Below are 20619 nucleotides of genomic sequence, written 5' to 3'. Positions count from 1 at the left end.
CTCGCCTTCGCCGACATTCACACGCCCAGAGTAGTGCGGGTGGTTGGGGATATCGGGTTATTGGACAGCCTCGTTAATCGGCATGACGCTGTTGACATTCCAGTCCCGGTCAAGACTTTCCAAAGCCAATGATTCTCTAGGTCAACAAACGCGTCTGGCTGATGCCAACGCCGCACAAGCACTCCTTCAAAAGGACAAGGCGCAGCAGGCGAACAGTGTTGCTGAATCTGTTGCGCGACGATTGAGCTTGAAGAACGAAGAGTTGGTAAAGGCCATTTCTGAAATTGAGCGGCAACGGTCCGAAGCCTGGCAGGCTACACGACGTGCTTTATTGATTGCAAAGGAGCAACTCGCGCTCCGCTGGGTCAGTGAGGCGCGCGCCGACCTCAGCTATTCAAGGCTACTCAAGCGCGTCCTTTCCCACCGCATCCTTCCTGATGACCCGCTAACAGGCGCTTCAATGCTCGATCTTGCGCAGCGCTCATGGTTTTTGATTGCCACGTTGGAGGGGCACAGGGGGGCCGTGCAGAGCCTGGCGTTTTCTGCTGATGGTCGGACTATGGTGTCCGGCAGCGCTGATGGGTACCTTCGTCTCTGGGACGCAAAGTCGGGCCGACCGGTAGGAGGACAAATTGGCGAAAGAAAGCACTATCGCTGGGCGATGCCCTGGATGTTTACCTCGAAGGGGCGTCGACACTGGAGTGGGGAAAGTCCGTCAAACGCTGTAGCCTTTTCGCCGGATGCCAGGAGTGTGGCGTCAGGCAGTAGCGACTGGACCCTTCGGATTTGGGATGTGCAAACAGGTCAGCCGATCGGGGAGCCAATGCGGGGGCATGAAGGTGAGGTCAGGAGCGTGGCGTTTTCTCCTGACGGGCGGCTAGTTGTCTCCGGCAGTGACGACAAGACTTTGCAACTCTGGGACGCCAAGACTGGTAAGCCTATCGGGGACCCAATGCGGGGGCATGAGAGCCGTGTCATTGGCGTAGCGTTTTCTCCAGATGGTCAGCGACTGGTGTCAGGGGGGGCGGATGCGAGCGTGTGCATCTGGAACGCCAGAACTCGCCAACTCATCGGCGAGCCGATCCAGGGACTTAGGGCGCGCGTCAATAGCCTTGCGTTTTCGCCCGATAGGAAGCAGGTCTTGTTCGCCGATCACGACAAGACCCTTCGGATTTGGGATGTGCGAACAGGTCAACCGATCGGGGAGCCGATGCGGGGCCATGACCAAAAGGTCACCAGCGTGGCGTTTTCTCCGGACGGCCAGCGAGTGGTCTCGGGTAGCGTGGTCGGCACACTGCTACTTTGGGACGCCAAAACCGGCCGTTCTCTCGGGGAGCCGATGCGAGGGCATGAAGACTCGGTCCTGAGCGTGTCGTTTTCGCAAGACGGTCAGCGAGTGGTCTCCGCAAGCTATGACAACACCCTGCGGCTTTGGGATGTCAAGGCAGAGCAATCAGCCGAGCCCCCCAAGATCTTTCAACAACTAAGCGGTGTTCAAGGGGAAAGCTACAAGAGAGAGGCCGGAGTTATTTCGCAGGATGGTCGATGGGTGCTTGCCGGGGATATGGACAACTTGCGCGTGTGGAACACCCAAACCGGAGAACCCGTTGGTCCGCCACTCAACCTGTCTGGGGGCTATGGTGATCCAAATAAGTTCGCACTGTCTCCAAACGGAATGTGGGTCGCAATTGCTGACTCCCGAACCATTGGCTTCTGGAACTCTAGGACTGGCGAACTCATTGGAGATCGCCATTGGGGGGATGCTGGCGAGGTGAGAAGCGTGGCCTTTTCTTCGGATGGCTACACAGTGGCGACTGGTGGAGCAGACGGCGAACTGCGTGTGTGGGACGCACGAAATGGCCATCAGATTAGGAAAGCAATCGGCCTTCCTTATCCACTGTCCTGGGATGAGAAACTGGGATCGAGCGTAGCGTTTTCGCCTGATGGCCAGCGTCTTGTATCTGGCAGTGGTAACGGGACACTGCGCATCTGGCAAGTGCACACGGGTCGGCCTGCCGGAGCGCCCATGCAAGCGAATGATGATGAGGTTAGCTCGGTGGCGTTCTCGCCCGATGGCCGACGGCTGATGTCACTTTATGCCGACGGCAGCTTGCGCTTGTGGGATACGCAAGCCGGCACGCCCATTGGGAAGCTGATGCAAGGCCACAGAGGTGAGGTCACTAGCGTCGCATTTTCACCTGATGCGCATTGGCTCGTTTCGGGCGGTATGGACGGAACCCTGCGCTTTTATGATGTGAAGACGGGCCAACTCATCGGGGAGCCGTTGCGCGGGAATGGAAACTTCGTACGTAGCGCTGCGTTCTCTACAGGCGGTGACGCAGTGTTCTCAGTAGGCTCGGATCTCACACTTCGCAAGTGGCAGACCCCCTCAGGAATTGCCCGTTGGCTCTGCGAAAGAATAGGTCGAAACCCCACCCAAGTCGAACTCAAGGAATGGGGCGCCGAGGGACTCAACTTGCCGCTGGCCTGCCCCATGTTCCTGCCTGGCAAGTAGTCAACAGTCCGTCAGTTCTTTGCCTCGCCAAACGTTCCCGGACTGCCGGCTGGTTGGGGCTCGTCGGGCATCAGCGCCACACTGAAGGTACTCCCGTCCGGAAACGGGACCTCGATCTCGCCCTGTTTGTTGAACGGAGGTAAATTCACGGCGTGGCGTTCTGTTTTTACTCCATCTACGTAAACGCGCAAGACCAAACGCCAACCGCCGTGTGCGCATCAGTCATCGTTCCTTTGTCATTGACCAGGAAGTTGGCCGGGCATGTCAAGAGCCACCCCTCTAGCGGGGCGGTAGGGTCACTCAAGCCCTTGTCCACAATGAGCTTGATGCAGTTAGCAAAAGCACTTGCCACCAGACCCGTACGATCCTCTGCAGAGGAAGTACTCAATGCCGTGCGCAGGTGCGTACTTAGGTTGACGGCCAAGGCGTCTTGAAGATGCTTCATGCCATGAACCGTACCCTTGAATCCAATGGCTCAACCGCCACCGGCACCAAATCGACAGAGAACACTGCGTTATCGGTGAACGGCACTTCAATCTCGCCGTTAGCATCAAAGCTGCCGATCACTGGGTCATCGATCCACTGGTCGCCGCAGCGGAACACCAGCCGCCACTCGCAGGACCGAGCGTCGCGCAGGCCACCCTGCCCGTCAGGCACTTTGCCGTCTTCAGGGCACTTGAACAACCAGCCCAGCGGTTTATCACCCGGTTGGCGCGGGAATGCCATGTCGGGGCGGCAGACGATGCCGTTGGCAAACTTGATGTCCAACTCTGCTTGCTCGCTTGGCAGCGAGCTCGCACCGAGCGTCAAGCGAGAGAACTCCGGGCGCGGTGCGGGCCGGATCAACTCGTCCAGCTTGGCCCCGAAGTGGTAAGCCAAGCCCGAGAACAGCCAGCCTAGCGCAATGGCGACTTCGACCATGGATTCGCTATCATGTGTTTGAAGCTCTTCGGCTGCAGCCGACTGTTCTTCCTCGGCGCGGACAGCTTCGGCAGTACTCACCGTTGCCGCCCACATGCGTCGAAAAAGTTGATCTTGCTCTTGGGTGCTGAGAGTTGCCAGCTCCTGCTCTGCGACTTGAGTTGATTGCTCGACGGCAATACGGGTCGCGGCCAGCTCGAGGAACTGATCCAGCGAATTGATGTTGCGGGTAGTCATGAAAAGTTCCGTTCTTACGAACCGACAGAAGCAAAGTAATCCGGCCCCAAGCCCTTGGACTCAAAGCACTAGAGCGCCGCAGCGAAGCCACTCTGTCGCATCTTTTTAAAGTTCGCGGCAGTGGACCCAAAGATCTTTTGAATCTCACTTGCGCGACCGAAGTGCTTGCCCATACCAGTTGCTGCACTGCGAGCCAAACTCGAGTTGATGTTTGACTTCGTTCATCTTGTCGCTGAAGTGTTTCTGAGCACCCTTCTTGATGCCGAGGAGCGCCACGACCATCTCCGCGCGCAAACCGGTGCCGTCAACGCAATTGGTTTTTTCTGTGCTTGGTGCGATTTGAATTCGTACCGAATCAGAAGGACGAGCGGATCTACAGCAGCAACGGCAAAGGTGGCTGAGGTCAAGAAGAGTGGCCCGCAGGAGCGGGCGCTGTAAAGGTGAACTGCTCACGTGAAGGTGCGCCAACTCAGCAACGATGGCGCTTCTTCATCGCTAGTTGGCAATCAACGCAGCGGGGGCTCGCTGTACGGGGCCGAATAGCCAAATGCCTGTGTTGCGCCACCGGTCAGCCAGTAGTACACGTCCTGGCGGTAGTAATCGTTGAGTTGGTCGTAAACCGGCGGGTTGTGGCGCTGGCAAGTGAGTGCGAGGGTCACACCGTCATGCGGATTGATCAGCGCAACGGCTCGCGCGAACGCGATGACGGCCGGGCGCTTGAGCGTGTTCTCGAGTACACCGCCAACCATCTTGTACTGCTCGAGGACGGCATACGTACCGGCGGCAAGCTCGTAACGTTCAGCAGCAATCAATGCTTGGCTCACGTAATTGCGAATGATGTCTGTGGCCTCACGGGCTGCCTCGTAGGTACCCATGTCGCGAGTGCACCAGTTCATGTGTTCAGAGACAGTCGCAGCATGGGCCTCGATTGGGGTAAGCGAGGAAGCGGCGACCGAAAAGCCGACAGTAGCGGCGGCGAATATCTTGTTCATGATGGAGTCCCTTTGAAGATATGCAGATGCCTCAGTGGCGGTCGAGGTAGAGGTCCAGCGCCTCCACATGAGGTACGTTAGGTACACGAAATTGGTCAAGAAAACCGGGCGTTCAGCTGACTGAAAACTAAGATCGAACGTCGGCGCTTCTTAGTGGCTGCGCTAGGCTTAGCGGCGCGGCAAGGGCGCCTTGGTCACTGTGTCGCCGGCGCGAACCGGGAACTTGATCGTTTCGCCGCCATGCACGACATTGGTCTGCGTATAGGTGCCATTGCCACCTTGTTGGGTGACAACGGCGGGGCCGTGGACTGTTTGAGTGGTGTCGGCCTTGTAAGTGCGCTGGGTGGTATCGCCAGAGCGCTTGTCCGAGTAGTGGGATTGCGCCAAGGCATTGCCGGACAAGGTGGCGACAGCGACAGTGACGGCGGTGAGGATGATGGCTTTCATGGGAACAGGCTCCTGAGTTAAATAGAGGTTTGAATGCGGCAGGTCAACTTGCCGCGGTGGGGGAACACGCAGCCCCGAAAGAGAAAGGCCGCGGAAGGACAGACACAGCAAGTCAGCAGGTGCTGAGCCGAAGACACGGTTCAGCAGAGCTGCGTCATTGGCGTGCCAAGCCGGACTTGTGCTTCGGATTTGTGTTGTGGAGCTGAGTCCTTAGCGCTTGTTGTTGGAGAACTTGGTCGTGGCTTGCACATCGCGATCAGTGTTGAAGGGGCGGGTCTCTGTTGGGCGGGAATCGCCGTAGGCCTGGCGGTACTGGGCCGGCGCGGTGGGCGTGTACAAGCCGGTGGTCGACGCCGAGCTCGGTGTGTGTGCGGTGGCTTGGGTATGTGACTGGGCCGAGGTGCTGGCGTTGGGGGCCGCAGAAGCGGCAGAGGCGACAACCAGGGCGGCGAGGGTGAAGAGGAGCTTGTTCATAAAGAGGGTTCCTTGAAGTGAGTGAGTGAGTGAGTGAGTGAGTGAGTGAGTGAGTGAGTGAGTGAATGAATGAAAGAAGGGAGGTGGTGCTGCTGAAAGAACTACGCTGCGAGCCTGTCAAACAGGACAGAGGCCTGTTCAATCAGGTGCAGCCGGATCCAGCTGCAGGCCTGCGGGATGCATTAGCCGTTCACCACACCCCAGCCGATGCGCGGGTCGTAGCAGCTGTTGCCGATCGGCTGGTAGCCGATCCAGACCCAGCCGTAGGCGCCTTGGCAGACGTTGCCGTACCACAGGCCGTTGTAGGGGTTGTAGTAGGTGGCGGCGTTGCTGACGCCCGGCAGGGCGGCGAGCGTGGCGATGGCGGTGGCGGCGAGGAGTTGCTTGATGCGGGTGGTGTTCATGGGGAGATCTCTCTGAGGTTTGGGTTGGGGCGCAGGCTCGAAGTGAGGCTGCTGTAATGACTACGCTTTGGGTTCGCTAAACAGGACAGCTGCTGCAGAAGGGTTGTTGACTGTTGAGTCCTTAGCGCTTGTTGTTGGAGAACTTGGTTGTGGCCTGCACATCGCGATCAGTGTTGAAGGGGCGGGTCTCTGTTGGGCGGGAGTCGCCATAGGCCTGGCGGTACTGGGCCGGCGCGGTGGGTGTGTACAAGCCGGTGGTCGACGCCGAGCTCGGTGTGAGGGCGGTGGCTTGGGTGTGGGACTTGGGCGAGGTGTTGGTGTTGGGGGCGGCAGAAGCGGCAGAGGCGACAGCCAGGGCAGCGATGACGAAGAAGAGCTTGTTCATAAAGAGGGTTCCTTGAAGTCAGTGAGTGAGTGAATGAATGAAAGAAGAGAAGTGGTGCTGTTGAAAGAACTACGCCGCGAGGGCGGTCAAACTGGACACATGCCGCCCAAAAAAGTTTTGAACCGGCGCAATGCGTAGTGCGCATCGCTGAGCCGACAAGCCCCAACAGGGCAACGTCGCAAACTCAATAGATCTACGCGGCAGGTACAGCAAACAGGACGCCATGGAGGTTTGGCGGACTGACCCCAGGTTCAGTTCTTGCGCTCACTTGCTTGGGCAAAATGAGGTCCAGTGCGATCCGGTGCGGATAGAGGCGCACGAGTGAAAGGAGTGGGGCCGATGCCAGGGAATCCGACAGGACAAGTACTGCTGTTGCTGGAGCGCACGACCCAGGACACGCAGGGGCTGGTGATTGACCGAGCGCAGTTGCGAGAGGCCCCGGATCGTCTGGAAGGCTCGCTGAACGCCAAGCAAGATGACTTGGTGCGCTCCTGCGGGGAGGCGGCGCTTCTGGTGTGGCGCGTGCTGCGCTCCAGCGACTACCCGGGCAAAGACGAGATGAGCCAGCCGCTGAGGCTGCGCTACACGCTGGCGGATCAGGCCCTTGCGCCGCAGGGCGCCAGCGCTGACCTGGCCTTCACGGTGATGCTGCTGATGGACCGCTTGAGTGCGGGGCACCGCGCTGACGAGCCTCAATCGCTGGTGGCAGCCACGGGGGAGCTGTTCGGTACCGCCAAGCAATTGCAGGACGGCTACCGCAACCCCTTGCTGGAAGTGCGCGCTGTGGGAGGTGTGCCTGCCAAGGTGCAAGCCGCGCTGGACTACTTTGAGCAGCACGGTCAAGCGCAGACAGGCCGCATCCTGGTTCCGCAGGGCAACTTGGCGGAGCTGGAGAAAGCGGGGCTGGGCGACAAGGTTCGCCAAGGCGTGATCGTGCCGGTGCGGCAGTTGCAAGACGTGCTGGACGCCCTCAAGCAACTGCCTGTGCTGTCTCCGCGAAAGCGCCAGATGCTGGCGGGCCTGCGAGCGCCCTTCCAGGGCAATCCCTTCCGAGGGCTGGAGGCCTTCGACATCGAGCACCGGGCGCAGTACTTCGGGCGCGAAGAGCAGATCCAGGAGGTGCTGGCGCACCTGCCGGCCGATCCGGCGACTCAGCAGTTGCCGGGTGTGCTGATCTACGGCTACAGCGGCAGCGGAAAAAGCTCCCTGCTCAGGGCTGGCGTGCTGGGGACGGTGTTGTATGCAGGTGCAGGACAGACTCTCTTCCTGCCCCGCCCCCACCAACTCAGCAGCGACGCGGAACACCCCGTGAGCCCTGTGTGGCGAGCCCCGAGCCTGGCCGACCCGACCGAAGACGCCTGGGCCGCCAGCTTGGCTCAGCACTGGCAAGCGCTGCTCGGGGGGGACCCTCTACCCTCCAACAGCCTACAAGCCCTCGGGAACGAGCTGAGTGTGCGCTTGCTGGAGGATCAACGCGCCGGACGGCACTGGGTGTTGGCCATCGACCAGATGGAAGAACTTGTCAGCCAAGTTGGCAGTGCTGGCGAGGAACGGGCTCAGATTGACCAACTGCTGCAGCGGCTCCAGCAACTGCTCCAGCAACTGCAGCGCGTTGGCGTGTGGGTGCTGGCCACGCTCCGAGAAGAGTATGTCGGCCGACTCAAGCCTGCGCTGCAAGCGGTGTTTACCGAGGACGTGGTGCTCAAGACGCCCGATGAGGAGCAGCAGCGGCGCTTCGTCTTCGAGGTGATTGAGCGCCCCTGCCAGTTGGCGGGCATCGAGCGAGAGCCCCAGTTGCTGGATGCATTGCGGGCCGATGCCAAAGACGCGACATCCATCCCCCTGCTGCAGTTTGCACTGGACGCGTTGTACCAGCGGGCGCAAAAGCGCGCCGAGCACAACAAGGCACCCATCAAGCTGCTTCTGGCGGACTACGAGGCGCAAGACTTCGGGCGAATACACGGGGCGGTGAATGCCAAGGCGAGCGAGATCTTGAGTCGCAGCCCCGAGACCGCCTCTCAGGTGCTGGGTTTGTTGGCGCGCATGGCGCGCAAGGCCACCAGCAACGGCCGCCAGGGGAATGACTATGTGCGAGCGCCATTGCTGCTCAGCGAAGCGGAGCAGAGCCTGATCGAGCCATGGGTGCAGGAGCGCTTGGTGGTGCGTTCTGGGCAGCACGGGGAGGTGGCACATGAGGCGTTGCTCAACCATTTCATCGATCTTCGCGAATGGATGGAGCGTAACGAAGACTTGCTGCAGTGGAGACATGCATACCTCTTGCCACACCTGACGAGTTGGAAGGCCAACGGCCAGGTCAAGGTGTGGCTCCTGCAGCATGTGCATTTGGAAAAGATGCGCCACGCACTTTCGCAGCCCGCATTGTTCAGTGCATCAGAGATTGACTATCTGCAGCTGAGTTTGCAGCTCCGCGAACAAGGAAGTTTTTGGATTCCGGCACTTGGCAGAGTGGCCGGCGTTGCGCTCTCCGCTGGCTTGTTGTACCTCTTAGGGGGAGGCGATCGATGGCTCTCTGAGTCTTGGGGGGATCAATCTCACTTCAATCGCCACTTGCCGCTGTCCCTGTTTCTCTGGCTGTTCGTGCCGGCGTTGGGCGGTTGGCTGGGTGGGCGAGAGGCAATTCGAAGAAGAAGAGCGAGCAGCTAGTCGATGTGCGTCTTGGCTGCACATCGCAGTGACAAACGCGGTGCGTTCTATGATTCGCACTTCCCCTGAAAAGCTCGCTTCGGCAAGCCGAGAACCAAAGGCTTTTGACCGCCACCCGTGGAATGGGGCTGGATGCCGGACCTGATCAAATGTAAGTCAGCCGGAGTTCTTCCGCTCGAAATCAACTGTACGGAGGGGGAGCGGCCGCTCTCAGACTTTGGCCGGTGGAATTCGTAGACAAGCACCTGTAGTTCGTGCCTCCGCTGAATCACCCGACCTCGGGCGTCACGGACATCCCGAGCTATGAACTGACCGGGCAAGCCGCTAGCGCTGGCAGCGCCACCCTTCAGCAAATCCTGCGCTTCTTCCGCACTGAGTGTGCTCCGCTTGGTGCCCACGATGCGCCACTTGGGGTCCCGTTCAATGTCAAAGTTAGCCACGCTGAACACGATGAGGCGAAACCAGGCGGGGTCTGGCCCCAGTGCCAAGGAACGTAGTCGCTCCACAAGAGTCTTGGGGGAAACGACCTCTGAGGCTTGAATGTCCAACTTGAAACGGTCCGGATGCGGGCAGCCTCGCGCATCGACGCGCTCGAGCTGCGTCACTACCGCAAACCCTGAAGGCAAATTGTTCAGGCTTGCTTTGGCCTTTGTGTCTTGAGACGTAGCGCCAAGGGTGTAATAACTGCGACCATTGAAACCGGCATCTTTAAGAGCCTGGCCGACTAGATCTGCCACATCTCCCAGATGCGTCAGTCCTGCAAAGTGTGGGGCCATGTTCTCAAGAATAAACCGTGCTGAAGGCTGGGGCAGCGGGGTGTTTTTGAGCAGCGCATGAAGACTCGGCGCAAAGCTGCGGTCGCTGCGGAAGGGGGGGGCGGCGCCTATTCTTGTGCGGGCATGATCAATAGACCATTTCTCGGCCAATTCCAGGTATTCGGCCGAGGCTGCAACGTCCCCCATCTCATTTGCTGCGAGGCTCAAGTGCCTGTAAAGCTCACTGGATCTGATGTCTAGGACCATAGCGCTTTCTAGGCTAGATCGAGCTTCGGCTGCGCGCCCTAATGCGAGCAAGCTGTTGGCATGCCCAAACACAGCATCAACTACCATTCCCTCGTCATCACGGCTCAGCCTGCGGGGAACTCGGTTTATGTACTCCTTTGCGCGTTTGTAATGCACTTCCGCCGCAGCGAAACTGCGTTGCTCAAGATGCCAGGCGCCGAGACGTACATCACTCTCCACTGCCTCGCGAGCGATGGCCGGGTCACCCGCACCCCTCGCCCACATTCCATGTGCTTGTAAAGATCGCTCCTCGTGGCACCTCAACCAGGACCAGGTTCGGCTGCTCAACACATCGGCATTGCTGCTATACCAATTGAAATCCTCGTCGTAGCGATAGCGCCTTGATCTAGTGCCGGGCTTAGGCGATGAATTGCAAAGCGCTCCTAAATGGCTGAGGAGGTGATGGCTTTGGGACGACTCGGCGCTCGTCTCGGTGTTGCTCGCCTTGCCTTGGTTCAACCCATTCGCAGGAAGCGCGTCTTTGGCTGCCAAGAAGCCTGGAATTCCCTTCGAACTCCACAAGGGCAGACGAGGCCCCGTATCCTGTGGGTCGATGAATTTGAGGAAGTCGTCGAGCTGTGGGCTGGCGCCGAGCCAAGCCGTCATCGCCGCGGGCATCGCCGTGCTGGCAACGCGAGATGGTGTTGTGGAAGGTGCATACCACTGCCACGTATCGTTTCGAATAGAAGTACAACTACGTTCCCCATGCGCGGCCTCGACCAGACTGACCGACGGCTGGCGTGTCATCGCGCCGACCTGCGCCAGCCATTGGGTTTCAAGGAGCCACGGCATGGTGGCATCTGCCCGTCCTTCTATGTCATCAGATGCACAACTCAAGGGGAAGCCGTCGATCACCATAATCCCCTGCCGCGCCATGCCGATTGCCCGAAGCAAGACTGAAATCGAGAGTTGAGGCGGTGGGGCCTGGCGATAGGTAAAACCGGACTCGACTTCGGCTTCCAACTTGGTTTCGGTGGATTCCCGGGGTTCTTTCCAATGGAGCGGCCGGATCCGGACCTTGGAGGTAGCAAGGGTGAAAGGCTTTAGAGCGTTTAGTTCCGACGCCTCGGCACCCACCTCTTTCAATCGGACCAGTTCAGGCAACTGCAGTGCCGGCCCTTCTGACGTCGATGTCATCGCTCCTTGCATGAAGACGTAGGCCAAGGTATCGGCATCAAGCTCTGTCGCGAAGCTCTCCACAGCGCGCATCCAGTCCGGGCGCTCGGCGTCGGCTGCCGAGATGACTTGCACCTCAAATCCCCCCATGTGCGAAGCCATCAATTCGTGCAAGGGCGTACTTGAACTCGCACAACTGGGCGTCGCACAAAGGAACAAGGCCTTTCGCTTGCCGAACGGGGCCACCAAGCGCCCGGACTCTCCTTTCAACCTGCGAGGGTCCATGGGGTGAGCCTTTCTTGACGCGGCGATTCCAGTGCTCGCTGACTCTTGCCCGACCGGGCTTGCGCAAGCAGTCACAAGGGCTGCCAGGATCAAGCTGGCTAATCTAGAACGCTGGCCAGGGGAACTTGCAGGCATCTCGACCTCATTCAATTGAAGGCGCTCAATGCCCCATTGTCACTCTTGAAAACTGCCTTGAATCTGACGGATTGGAGCTTGGTCAACCTGCGCTACCGATCAAACGCGAGTTCCAAATATCCCGTGAGTTCACTTGCTCATGAGAACCGGACGTTGAAGAGCAGAGCACTCTTGAATTGATCCATTGAGCGCAGCACTACCCTAAAGGTTCAATCGATCAAAGTCGGTCAACGTTGAGCTCTGGGTGCCGTTGCGTGAGGACTACTACTGCTTCAGTGGGTCCTTCACATGATTCGTACTTCCAAGCGTTCGGCATATTTCCTGATGAGCGCTATCTGCGCAGGCGTGCTCTTCCCGTTCGCCGCTGCAATCGCTCAACCGTCCTATTACCCGCAAGGGCAGATTCAGATCGAACCGATGCGTGGCGGCGGGTGGCACCAAGGCGGTGGCGTAAGAACACACCTGGAATGGTGTGCCACGGACTACGGCGCCTTTGAAGGAATTCATCTCGCTCAGGCATTGATCGCACAGGCGGGCAAATCATGGCTGCCCGTTCCGAGCAATCGCGCGCAGTTGATGCAGTTGGCGGTGCAAACGGCTCCCTCAGATCCGGACTTGGCTTACGGCTTGGTGCTGAGTTGCCAAGCGCACAACACACAGGTTCAAGCCTTGCTGATGCTGCGCCGCGAGCAGGTGATGCGCTGGCTGAACATTCGGGCCAATGGTCGTTGGTGAACCGGGCTTTTTTGACGATCGTCGACGGCAACAGCCTATTGGACCGCTGGCCGTCGTCATCCACATGAACTCACAGACTGAGGCAACAATGATCACAGAGAATCTGGAGCACCTACAGATGCTGCTGGACGGAGATGACGAAGACGTCATCGATTGCATTCGCACAGACAAGCGAGTGCTCCAACATGTGCCCAAGGCACGGCTGACTAAGGCTTTCCTCACCCAACTGATCAAGCGGGACGCCCAAGCCTTCAATGAACTGGACGCCGATCTGCTGACGGAGGAATTGGTGGACTTGGCTTTCGATACCTCTCGAGGTTATGCGCGGCTTGCTCGTGTGCCGCCACACCTTCGTACCTTGCGGCGCTGCCGGCTCGCGGTGGAAAACAACGCGGAAGACCTGACAAGCGTTCCCCTTGAGTTGCTGACCTCGAGCAACTGTAGGGATTTTGTGACGTCCAATGCAGGCGCCTTCGCCTACTTGCCTAAGCATCTTCGGACACGCGAATTGTCCGAACTGGCATTGCGCCTTTCAGCAGCCAACTACTGCCACGTGCCTGACGAGTATGTGGATCAGTCTTGGTTGGAGGCTGCGCTGGCACAGGGGAACGTGTCCCTGAAGCATGTGCCTGCTCACCGCCATACCAACAGTGCCCTGGATGCTGCGATTGAATGCGAGCCTGCCGTCCTGAGCTGTATGGCCCCTGAGCAACGGACCTTGCGACGTTGCTTGGTTGCGGTCCGGCGCGAAGGACGCCTGCTTGAACATGTGCCCATGACGCATCGCACGTCGCTGATGTGCCAAGCGGCGCTGCTCGAGAACTCGACGGCAATTTGCTTTGTGCCTTTGCCGCTGCAAACCCTTTCCATGTGGCAAGAAGTCTTGGACCAGGGGTGGCTGCGCTGGAGCAGCGTACCGAAACAGTGGCGGAGCCGTACGCTATTGCAGCGTGCGGTACGCGGCGATCCTGGATGCATCCTGGAAGCTCAAGAGGACGAAGCTGACGAACAGTTGTACCTTGAAGCTTTGGGGATCAAGCCGGAGCTGTTCGCCGACTATCCAGTGTTCGCAAAGACGCCCGCAGTCTGCCGTGCCGCCGTGCTTGGAGACCCGAACATGCTTCAGCATGTGCCGCAGCGAAGGATCTCCGAGCGGCTTTGCCTTTGGGCTGTTCAGAAGGACGGCTCGGCCTTGCAGTATGTGCCAGCGCCGTTTCTGTCGTACCGCCTCTACATGGCTGCAGTGAAGTCACATGGGTGCGCCCTGCGCTGGATTCCTGCTGGGAGGATCACGCGCGAGCTCGCCGTCTGCGCTGTACGCAGCGATGGCGAAGCAGTGGTTCATGTGCCAGAGCATCTGCTCGATGATCGATTGATGGACTTGGCAGCAAAGCATGAACACAGCTCATTGCTCAGTGTGCCTATTCGGCACCATTCTTTGGCTCTGCAACGCCGAGCCATCAAGACGGTGCGCCACTACTGGCATGGGTTGAGTGCTGAATCCAAGTCAGACCCGGATTGCATTTTCGATGCGTTGTTGGTCAATCCTTCAGCCTTCATAAGCATCGTCGGTAATGCACTGACGCCCTCTCTTTGCCTGTTGGCTTTGAGGGATTGCCCGTGGTACTGGGGCATCGTCCCCAGAGAGATCCGGACCCGGGACTTCATTCACCGGGCTGTGGCTGTAAATCCCCGGGTCTTGCTGGAGTTGGACGACCAAGAGTTTGACCCTGCTCTTGCCCAAGAGGCTCTGGCGTTCCAGCCGGAACTGATTACGGAGCTGCCGGCCTTGCGTCGCAGCTCAGCTTTGTGCAGACAGGCAGTTTTGGATGCGCCGTATTTGCTCTGGGAGTTGCGTGAGCAGGTGGATCTCGAGGACGTGATGATCGAGCTCAGTCTCGATGCGGGCAGGCCGATGGTGTTCGCTTACCCTCTTGCCTTCAATGCCGATGAAGACTTTGATGCGGGCCTTGTGTCGCGTGTTTACAGCCGGCTGTCGCGTTTGATTCGATTCCCGTTGGCTGAGGTTCCCGTCCAGTATCGAAGTCCGGATGTTTGCGAAGCTGCGGTGCGGAGCGATGGTGCCAATCTGGCAGACGTCCCGGCTGAGTTGCGGGACCGCGCGCTCTGTGCGTTGGCGGTAAGCCAGCATGGTCTGGCACTTCGCGCGGTGCCGCGAACGATGCGCAATGCCGAAATGTGTGACGCAGCCGTGGCAAGCAATGCTTTGGCCTTGCGCTACGTTCCTCCGGGACTGCGCAGTGTTGAGCTTTGTGCACGGGCATATGCGGCCGATGTGAATGTGCTTCCCTTTATCCCAACGCAGAGCCGGACCGCTGAGATGTCAGCGCGCGCCCAGGCCGGGTGATCAAGTCGGCAGGGCTAGAGCCGCTGCGGATTCTCTGAAAGCGCGAGCCAGCTCGCTCTTGCACAACTGCAAGGCGCGCGGTTCCCCGCGGGGCGATTCATGGTCAAACGCTGACTGAAGCCAACACGGTGCGGGCTCGCAGACAGTTTTTGAGCTTGATGTCTACGAGGCTGCCAGTCGCAGAGTTCTTGGGACGCAGCTTCAGTGCTGGGAGTACAAATCGATGGAGGAAGGGGTGCGTAGAAAAACTGCAGCGGTTGGAACAGTGGCGCTCGGCGCAGCTTTCGCCGTCGGCGCTTGTATCGCACTTATGGCTATACGAGGCTCGATGGCGAGTAACCAGGTCTTGCTGGAAATTCGGAGTGTCGAAGTGAGTGAGGATCGAAGTGCGCCGCTCGAACCGCGACGCAGCTTTCGCCTGCGGACTTTTCCCTTAGAGCCATCAATGGCACCCGACGAGCCCTTCGAAAGAGAACTTCGAGGTCAGGAAGAGTTGGCCGCAGCGAGGAAATCAGAGGAAGAAGGTGGCGCTTGCGGCGGCGACTACTCAAATGCTGGAATTCACCGAGTGCTGAAAGTAGGCTTGGTGATGCAAAACCGGACGGAGGAGTCGTTCACTCTCAGGCCCGTGGCCTTGCTGCGTCTGCTGGATGGTCAGGGCCGCACCGCCGACCTAACTTTGCATGCGACCGAAAGCGGACAGGTTCCAGATTACCCTCGCGGACGCCCTGATCAATTCAGAGCTGACGCCGGCCGTGTGACTGCCTTGGTGTTTGCGTCAGACGATGTTTGCAGGCTGCCACTGGATGCGCGGGCTCTTGTAACTCAGCTGCTGGACGGCGCTGTGAAGGGCAAGGTCTATACGATCGACTACGCAGGCCGAAGCTTTGCCTCTGCGTTTCACGCGGCTCACAAGGATGGAAACATACCTTCGCCAGATGCCGAGGCTCTTGACCGGCTTTCGAAGTTCGCGAACGGAGCCAAGCCCAGTGGGTGGGCGTGGCTGTATGAGTACTTGCGCTGACCCGGAGGCGAGGTAAGGGGCGCCACTGTGCTCAGAACTATTCTCTAAGTCTCCTCACTCGTCTCGTGCGACCCTGAAGCCCGTGTCGTTGTCGCGGTACTGAGGGGGCGCTTGCCACCTTTTTGCTGGTCGATGGTTCCTAGGTTCGTCAGCCCAGGATCCCCCTTTGATCACGCGCGAGATAGGTCGCTGGCAGTTCTCTTGACGAGCAGATCCGGTATTGCTGAGACGTTTTCCACCAGCTGGCCCGGTTGTATAGATTCCATGCCGGGAGTGGTAGCAATCTGCCGTCCATTCCCGGACATTACCCAGTAGATCGTGCAAGCCCATGGCGTTTGCTGGATAGCTTGATACAGGCGCGGTAAAGGTCTGCCCATCATTGCAGGGGGCTACGACCCAACCTTGCTGCCGGACCAACAGACCGCGATCGGCCACGTTGCCCGCACTGCACAACAGTTCACCTGAAGCATTGGCGGCGCTCCGACTTGTTTCGCCACTGAACCGTGTCACGTATTCGACCTCAGCCTCGCTGGGTAAACGGTATGGTTTGCCGGTTGTTCGCCGGAGCCAGGCAACATAGGCCTGTGCATCCAACCAACTCACGCAGACCACCGGGTGTTGTGTTGTTTGGCGAAACCCTGGGGATCTCCAGTTCCAGACGGATTGATGATCGCGCGCTGTACTGGGCAGAAACACTGAGCATCCGGTGCTCTTCTCCGCAGTGGTTTGGTAACCAGTGGACCGAACGAAAGCTGAAAACTGCCCGCGAGTGACTTCCGTGCGACTCAACGAAAACCGATGCTTGATTTGAACTGGATCCGGCAACCCGTCTTCGAACACAAACTCATCGCTCTCGCCTTCATCTGCTTTCGAACCCAAAGAAAAACTACCCGGGGGAACCTGAACCATGACGGGGCAGGTCGGGCAGTCTTGAATGCTACTTGCAAGGTTGAATTCCGTATGAGCGCCTAGAAGCGCCAGTGTCACAAGTCTGCAGGTCCGCTTCCAAGCGGAAGACCCAAATGCTCGCCGAAGGTGCCGTTTATATTCTTCGCTAGTTGTGATGGCGCTGAAATTCACTTGGGCGACTCCTTGACGTCTCCCTGTAGCTGCGAGGGCTTCGATGGAGAATTGAAGAGCATCTCACCTTGGGAAAATCGGTTGTCGGTTGACCTGCCAGCTCTGGGCGTTAGCTGTCCCAGTGACCGATCGGCCACCAGCGTTTGCACACGAATTGCGAGCTCGCTGGCTGCTACCAGCCCGTTGCGATCTAGGTCAGTTCGAGGGCTTGAGATCGTCTCTGCAAGCGTTTGGGCAAAGAGGCGAGGAGCCGCTTCGCATTGGAAGCTGTCGCCGGCGATCAGATAGTGACGCACCGGGGCGCGAATGACCTCCGGCAACTCTTCAGGTACATCTCCGTAACCATGAAACACAGAGCCGTTGAAGCAACTGTTGAGTATCAGCATGCCATGACGGACGGGGAGCTTCTTGAGCCAATCGTCCAGTTCATTCAAGCTGATGGCGCGGGGCCACTCGTTTCCCCACGTGACTTCTTCGCGAGGAGTATCGGACAGTGAAACCAGTCCACTCGGGCGACTCGCCGGTACCGTTCCACTGCCTCTTGTTTCCGCTGCGGTATCTGTCAGCGCCAGAAAGCCTTTTCCTCGCCCTGCGGGAGAGACATGAGTGATCCCATAGCCGGCAAGATAGACCACGATCCGATTGGAGGGTTCGCTACCAAACTCGGTGCCAAAGCGCTTTAGTTCTCCAGTCAATGATGCCAAGCTGGGATTGATCAGCGTATGGGTCACAAATCCTTGGACAGACAGGGCCTTCGCTACCAGTTCCAGATCGGCTTGAGCTTGAGGCTGCGCAGGCCAAGACTGGTAGGTCGTGGTGGCGATGAGCAACGCATGGCTTTGACTGTAGATGCGCTCGGGCGCTATGGCCTTAGGCGTGCAAGCCGTGAGCAGCGGGAACAGGATTAGGACTATCTGGAAGGCCCGTCCATTCGATCCAAATCGGGGACTGGTGAAAAACCTTCGGATAACGCAAGAAGAAAGAACTAGGCGCATTCAGAACTTTTTGAGCGAGCGCGGAGGCTCGTGGGCTCGGAAGTTCAGTATGCGAAGTGACATCAGCGCCGTCGATTGTCCTGAGGGGTAGTTGGTACTTCGAGGAGCGGCGCGCAATCGTGCCTGGACATGGGCAGTGACTCCATCAGTCGAATGGCGCTGAGCCAATCGTCAATGTGTCGGAGCACTGCTCCGCAGCGACATTGATGTAATGCGAGCTGCAGGTAGTCGCCAGGCGAGGCTCGGACCAGAATTTTTAGCTCTGAGTAGCAGCGATAGCACGTCCATGCGGCGCATTTCGCGCAGTGCGCTAGGTTGTCGATGTCAAAGCGGAGGTCGCATTCACTGCAATGCATTCGTCGAATTCCATACGCGACTGTTAGTTTTGGATAGTGCGTCCAAGCAGGAGTCTGGGTCACAAGCACAGGCAGGCTAAAGCTTGGTCGACCGTCGCAAAACGCTACGTTTCCGAAGTTCCAATGCTTAAGTCGTTCCCTCAAGAGGCGCCCGCGCAGCAGTGTCGGGCACCTTAGAGCGGCGCGGAGTACTACCTCCATCACAAAGTTGCCCTCTGGGTCATCCATATCCGCGCTCAAAACGCCACATTGGGCTGCTTGTTGCAATGCCCTCAATCGCTGCAACGCACTGCGGTGAATGTGGGTCGAAGTGCCGCTTCGGTGCCATGCTCCTGCCAGTCTCGCCAGTGCTTGAATCCTGATGTGTGATTGTTGATCCCACTTCTGAAGCCAGTCACAAGCGACCTCAAGCGCCAGATAGGTCAGGTCCAGCTGGTCCAGGCATCCCTCTTCATCGCAGGCAGGTAGCAGCTTTCCGCGCAGAGCCCATGGCGGTGGTGGGGTAGTCGGTATTCTCAGTTGCGGTGGGGGCCTGGGCTCGCGCCCCAGTTCGTGGCGCATACCTCTGCCCCATATGTGGCGCCAACACGAGTTCCAGAATTTCATCTTCGTAGGCTCAGCGCGTGAAAGAAAGCGTCAGCTAGAACGAAGGTTTGCTAACGTATATCGCATACGGATTTGATTGGTGCGATATAGGTGGTTTTTCTGCGGCTCTGGTACATCTTTGCCATTGTGCTGACGGTGATTTCCATCGATTTCCAGACAGCTGCGTTGCTCGAATCCAGTCAAGCGAGTCGCTGGGTATGTGGCTCAAGCAACTGCGTGCTTTTGCGCATGTGAATGCGTCGCCGAAGGGTGAACTTGAGCTACGTGTGTAGGCATTTCAGCCAGACCCAAGAATTGGCAGACCGTTTTGCGCGGTGGAGCGGCCTTGCCACCTCACTTCTTGCAGGTCTCTGGCGCAATGGCTGAAGTCGTCCTACCGGCGGTGCCTTCTTGGGTGCTGGGTCCTCTGCGCTGGCAAACGCGAACAAAGAGTTCACCAGACCTTATCCATCGCAAGTCCATTCGAGCCTTTTCCTCGATCAGTTCAAGCCCATCCTTGAGATCGCGGATTTCGGCCGCCACTTTGGAATTTCGCTTTCTTGCTTGTTCGTTGTCAGCCTCAGCTTGCTGAAGTGTTTCCTGCAATTGCCTCACTCGAGGGATGCTTCCCTTCCCAAGCCAAAGTTGTCCCTGAAAGACTAGCAAGCAAGCTGTGAGCAGTAAGGCAATCCGGTTCACGGCTCAGCCACCACCACTAGTTGAACCAACGACTGAGTGCATCTGCGCTTGCTCGCCACTTCTTGTGATTTCGGTTTCGCAGGCGCTGAGCGCCTCCTGGCGAGGTGCATTCACGATGCCTATCTATGCCAAGGCAACGCTGACGTGTTCTGTGTGATCCGATTTGCATGGTGGCAAAGTGTGGCTGCCAAAGCACTTGTTTGCGACTGTCCAAAGGGATACATAGGCTAGGGTCAATCGCTCACGCACCTTTTGAGGCAGAGGACATGCCTTCTTCCCATGGGACGGAATCAACGTTGAAATTGACCTGTATCGCTACGCTATGCAGTCGCGAAATGCAATGCCTCATCAAATTCATGAATCGTCTGGGGCGATTCAGACTTCACTTCACGCCCGAATAGGGTGCCCATGAAGCCGGCAGCCGCCCAAACCGGGCTGCTGCTTGAGCGGTGCGTTGAGGCGGCCGAGCCCGCAGACGCGCTTCACAGCCTTGAGATAACAGAGTCCACTTCGGGCACATGGGAGCAGGCGCTGCTGGAATGGAAGCCGGAGTGGGAGCGGGGCCCGGAGCCTGGCTCACCTAGATCAGTCTCCTTATCTCAAATCGCGTTGCTCTGAGCGCCGACAACCTGGGCACTTCGACTCCTTAAGGCTGGCTGCTGCAACTCGCGATCGGCATACGTTGGTCAGCTATGGGCACTTTGGCGCCACTTGCGGCTGAAGACCGATCGGATCCTTTCGATGAAACCGACCATTTAAGCCGGCTCACATCCACTGCAGTCATAGCAACTTTGACGCAGGGCGCGCAGCCCCTGTGACGCCCGCCCCACCTAGCCCTTGATCTGCTGAGCGCGCCAGAGCACGAACTTTGGCGGCATTGGCATATGCTGGCGCCAGTTAGCACCCGACCGGACTCTGCGCCAAGTAACGCCTTATCACCAGCGGTCACTTTCAGGAAAAGTCCATGTAATTCATGAGCTTGCGCGAACTGAAAACGAAGACACCATTTCCTTATCGTTTCTGCAAGTAGCGCCGCGATACACTTGCAAGCATTCGGCTTGGCGGTGTGGCGACTACCAAGCGCCGCCAGTAAATGCTTTATTTCCCGGCGCGCTTCAGGTTATTTGTCAAAGCCACCCGG

16 protein-coding genes are annotated in these 20619 nt (G+C 58.4%); 6 read left to right on the top strand and 10 right to left on the bottom strand.

Features of this window, described 5'->3' with window-relative positions; all coding sequences use genetic code 11:
- The first annotated feature begins 82 nt into the window (after positions 1-82).
- Positions 83-2515, top strand: coding sequence for a WD40 repeat domain-containing protein (locus LNV28_RS23685; protein ID WP_263569064.1), 2433 nt, complete (start codon positions 83-85; stop codon positions 2513-2515).
- A 441-nt stretch (positions 2516-2956) separates the two neighbouring features.
- Here the strand turns inward: LNV28_RS23685 and LNV28_RS23680 are convergent, their stop codons facing one another.
- Positions 2957-3673: a hypothetical protein gene (locus LNV28_RS23680; protein WP_263569063.1), complete on the bottom strand. Its 717-nt coding sequence runs from the start codon at positions 3671-3673 to the stop codon at positions 2957-2959.
- A 207-nt stretch (positions 3674-3880) separates the two neighbouring features.
- On the opposite strand from LNV28_RS23680, the gene LNV28_RS23675 reads away from it, so the two are divergent.
- Positions 3881-4111 (top strand): hypothetical protein, encoded by a 231-nt coding sequence (locus LNV28_RS23675; RefSeq protein WP_263569062.1) that lies wholly within the window; start codon positions 3881-3883, stop codon positions 4109-4111.
- Positions 4112-4179: 68 nt separating this feature from the next.
- Here the strand turns inward: LNV28_RS23675 and LNV28_RS23670 are convergent, their stop codons facing one another.
- The 5 genes from LNV28_RS23670 to LNV28_RS23650 all read right to left on the bottom strand — a co-directional run bounded on the left by LNV28_RS23670 (position 4180) and on the right by LNV28_RS23650 (position 6375).
- On the bottom strand, positions 4180-4665 hold the full coding sequence (locus LNV28_RS23670; protein WP_263569061.1) for a hypothetical protein: 486 nt from the start codon (positions 4663-4665) through the stop codon (positions 4180-4182).
- A 168-nt stretch (positions 4666-4833) separates the two neighbouring features.
- Positions 4834-5112 carry a hypothetical protein gene (locus LNV28_RS23665; protein ID WP_263569060.1) on the bottom strand — a complete coding sequence of 93 codons (279 nt, stop codon included), beginning with the start codon at positions 5110-5112 and terminating at the stop codon, positions 4834-4836.
- A gap of 210 nt (positions 5113-5322) precedes the next feature.
- Complete coding sequence (locus LNV28_RS23660) at positions 5323-5586, bottom strand: hypothetical protein (protein WP_263569059.1); 264 nt, start codon at positions 5584-5586, stop codon at positions 5323-5325.
- A gap of 182 nt (positions 5587-5768) precedes the next feature.
- Entirely contained in the window at positions 5769-5990 is a 222-nt protein-coding gene (locus LNV28_RS23655) for a hypothetical protein (RefSeq protein ID WP_263569058.1), read from the bottom strand.
- Between the two features lie 121 nt (positions 5991-6111).
- Positions 6112-6375 carry a hypothetical protein gene (locus LNV28_RS23650; protein ID WP_263569057.1) on the bottom strand — a complete coding sequence of 88 codons (264 nt, stop codon included), beginning with the start codon at positions 6373-6375 and terminating at the stop codon, positions 6112-6114.
- Positions 6376-6714: 339 nt separating this feature from the next.
- Between LNV28_RS23650 and LNV28_RS23645 the strand changes: the two genes are divergently transcribed.
- Positions 6715-9039, top strand: coding sequence for an ATP-binding protein (locus LNV28_RS23645; protein ID WP_263569056.1), 2325 nt, complete (start codon positions 6715-6717; stop codon positions 9037-9039).
- A 47-nt stretch (positions 9040-9086) separates the two neighbouring features.
- Here LNV28_RS23645 and LNV28_RS23640 read toward each other — a convergent pair whose 3' ends face one another.
- Positions 9087-11390, bottom strand: coding sequence for a hypothetical protein (locus LNV28_RS23640; protein ID WP_263569055.1), 2304 nt, complete (start codon positions 11388-11390; stop codon positions 9087-9089).
- 534 nt (positions 11391-11924) lie between these two features.
- Between LNV28_RS23640 and LNV28_RS23635 the strand changes: the two genes are divergently transcribed.
- The 3 genes from LNV28_RS23635 to LNV28_RS23625 all read left to right on the top strand — a co-directional run bounded on the left by LNV28_RS23635 (position 11925) and on the right by LNV28_RS23625 (position 15763).
- A complete protein-coding gene (locus LNV28_RS23635; RefSeq protein ID WP_263569054.1) occupies positions 11925-12371 on the top strand; it encodes a hypothetical protein in 447 nt (148 codons plus the stop codon).
- 88 nt (positions 12372-12459) lie between these two features.
- A complete protein-coding gene (locus tag LNV28_RS23630; RefSeq protein ID WP_263569053.1) occupies positions 12460-14739 on the top strand; it encodes a DUF4116 domain-containing protein in 2280 nt (759 codons plus the stop codon).
- Positions 14740-15184: 445 nt separating this feature from the next.
- Positions 15185-15763: a hypothetical protein gene (locus tag LNV28_RS23625; RefSeq protein WP_263569052.1), complete on the top strand. Its 579-nt coding sequence runs from the start codon at positions 15185-15187 to the stop codon at positions 15761-15763.
- A gap of 54 nt (positions 15764-15817) precedes the next feature.
- Here LNV28_RS23625 and LNV28_RS25250 read toward each other — a convergent pair whose 3' ends face one another.
- The 3 genes from LNV28_RS25250 to LNV28_RS23615 form a co-directional block, all read right to left on the bottom strand.
- Positions 15818-16672: a formylglycine-generating enzyme family protein gene (locus tag LNV28_RS25250; RefSeq protein ID WP_411970017.1), complete on the bottom strand. Its 855-nt coding sequence runs from the start codon at positions 16670-16672 to the stop codon at positions 15818-15820.
- Positions 16673-16839: 167 nt separating this feature from the next.
- Entirely contained in the window at positions 16840-17673 is an 834-nt protein-coding gene (locus LNV28_RS23620) for a hypothetical protein (protein ID WP_263569051.1), read from the bottom strand.
- Positions 17674-19133: 1460 nt separating this feature from the next.
- Positions 19134-19478: a septum formation initiator family protein gene (locus tag LNV28_RS23615; RefSeq protein ID WP_263569050.1), complete on the bottom strand. Its 345-nt coding sequence runs from the start codon at positions 19476-19478 to the stop codon at positions 19134-19136.
- Positions 19479-20619 lie beyond the last annotated feature (1141 nt).

Origin of the sequence: Paucibacter sp. DJ2R-2 (assembly GCF_025717675.1) — a bacterium.
Classification (GTDB): domain Bacteria; phylum Pseudomonadota; class Gammaproteobacteria; order Burkholderiales; family Burkholderiaceae_C; genus Paucibacter_A.
The sequence above is the reverse complement of the archived record's forward strand: the minus strand, read 5'-3'. Positions and strand labels throughout refer to the sequence as shown.

What these genes read in the sequence shown, in the direction of transcription:
- LNV28_RS23685 (WP_263569064.1), top strand. Translation starts at nt 83, where the DNA reads ATGACGCTGTTGACATTCCAGTCCCGGTCAAGACTTTCCAAAGCCAAT.
- LNV28_RS23680 (WP_263569063.1), bottom strand. Translation starts at nt 3,673, where the DNA reads ATGACTACCCGCAACATCAATTCGCTGGATCAGTTCCTCGAGCTGGCC.
- LNV28_RS23675 (WP_263569062.1), top strand. Translation starts at nt 3,881, where the DNA reads ATGTTTGACTTCGTTCATCTTGTCGCTGAAGTGTTTCTGAGCACCCTT.
- LNV28_RS23670 (WP_263569061.1), bottom strand. Translation starts at nt 4,665, where the DNA reads ATGAACAAGATATTCGCCGCCGCTACTGTCGGCTTTTCGGTCGCCGCT.
- LNV28_RS23665 (WP_263569060.1), bottom strand. Translation starts at nt 5,112, where the DNA reads ATGAAAGCCATCATCCTCACCGCCGTCACTGTCGCTGTCGCCACCTTG.
- LNV28_RS23660 (WP_263569059.1), bottom strand. Translation starts at nt 5,586, where the DNA reads ATGAACAAGCTCCTCTTCACCCTCGCCGCCCTGGTTGTCGCCTCTGCC.
- LNV28_RS23655 (WP_263569058.1), bottom strand. Translation starts at nt 5,990, where the DNA reads ATGAACACCACCCGCATCAAGCAACTCCTCGCCGCCACCGCCATCGCC.
- LNV28_RS23650 (WP_263569057.1), bottom strand. Translation starts at nt 6,375, where the DNA reads ATGAACAAGCTCTTCTTCGTCATCGCTGCCCTGGCTGTCGCCTCTGCC.
- LNV28_RS23645 (WP_263569056.1), top strand. Translation starts at nt 6,715, where the DNA reads ATGCCAGGGAATCCGACAGGACAAGTACTGCTGTTGCTGGAGCGCACG.
- LNV28_RS23635 (WP_263569054.1), top strand. Translation starts at nt 11,925, where the DNA reads ATGATTCGTACTTCCAAGCGTTCGGCATATTTCCTGATGAGCGCTATC.
- LNV28_RS23630 (WP_263569053.1), top strand. Translation starts at nt 12,460, where the DNA reads ATGATCACAGAGAATCTGGAGCACCTACAGATGCTGCTGGACGGAGAT.
- LNV28_RS23625 (WP_263569052.1), top strand. Translation starts at nt 15,185, where the DNA reads ATGGCACCCGACGAGCCCTTCGAAAGAGAACTTCGAGGTCAGGAAGAG.
- LNV28_RS25250 (WP_411970017.1), bottom strand. Translation starts at nt 16,672, where the DNA reads ATGGTTCAGGTTCCCCCGGGTAGTTTTTCTTTGGGTTCGAAAGCAGAT.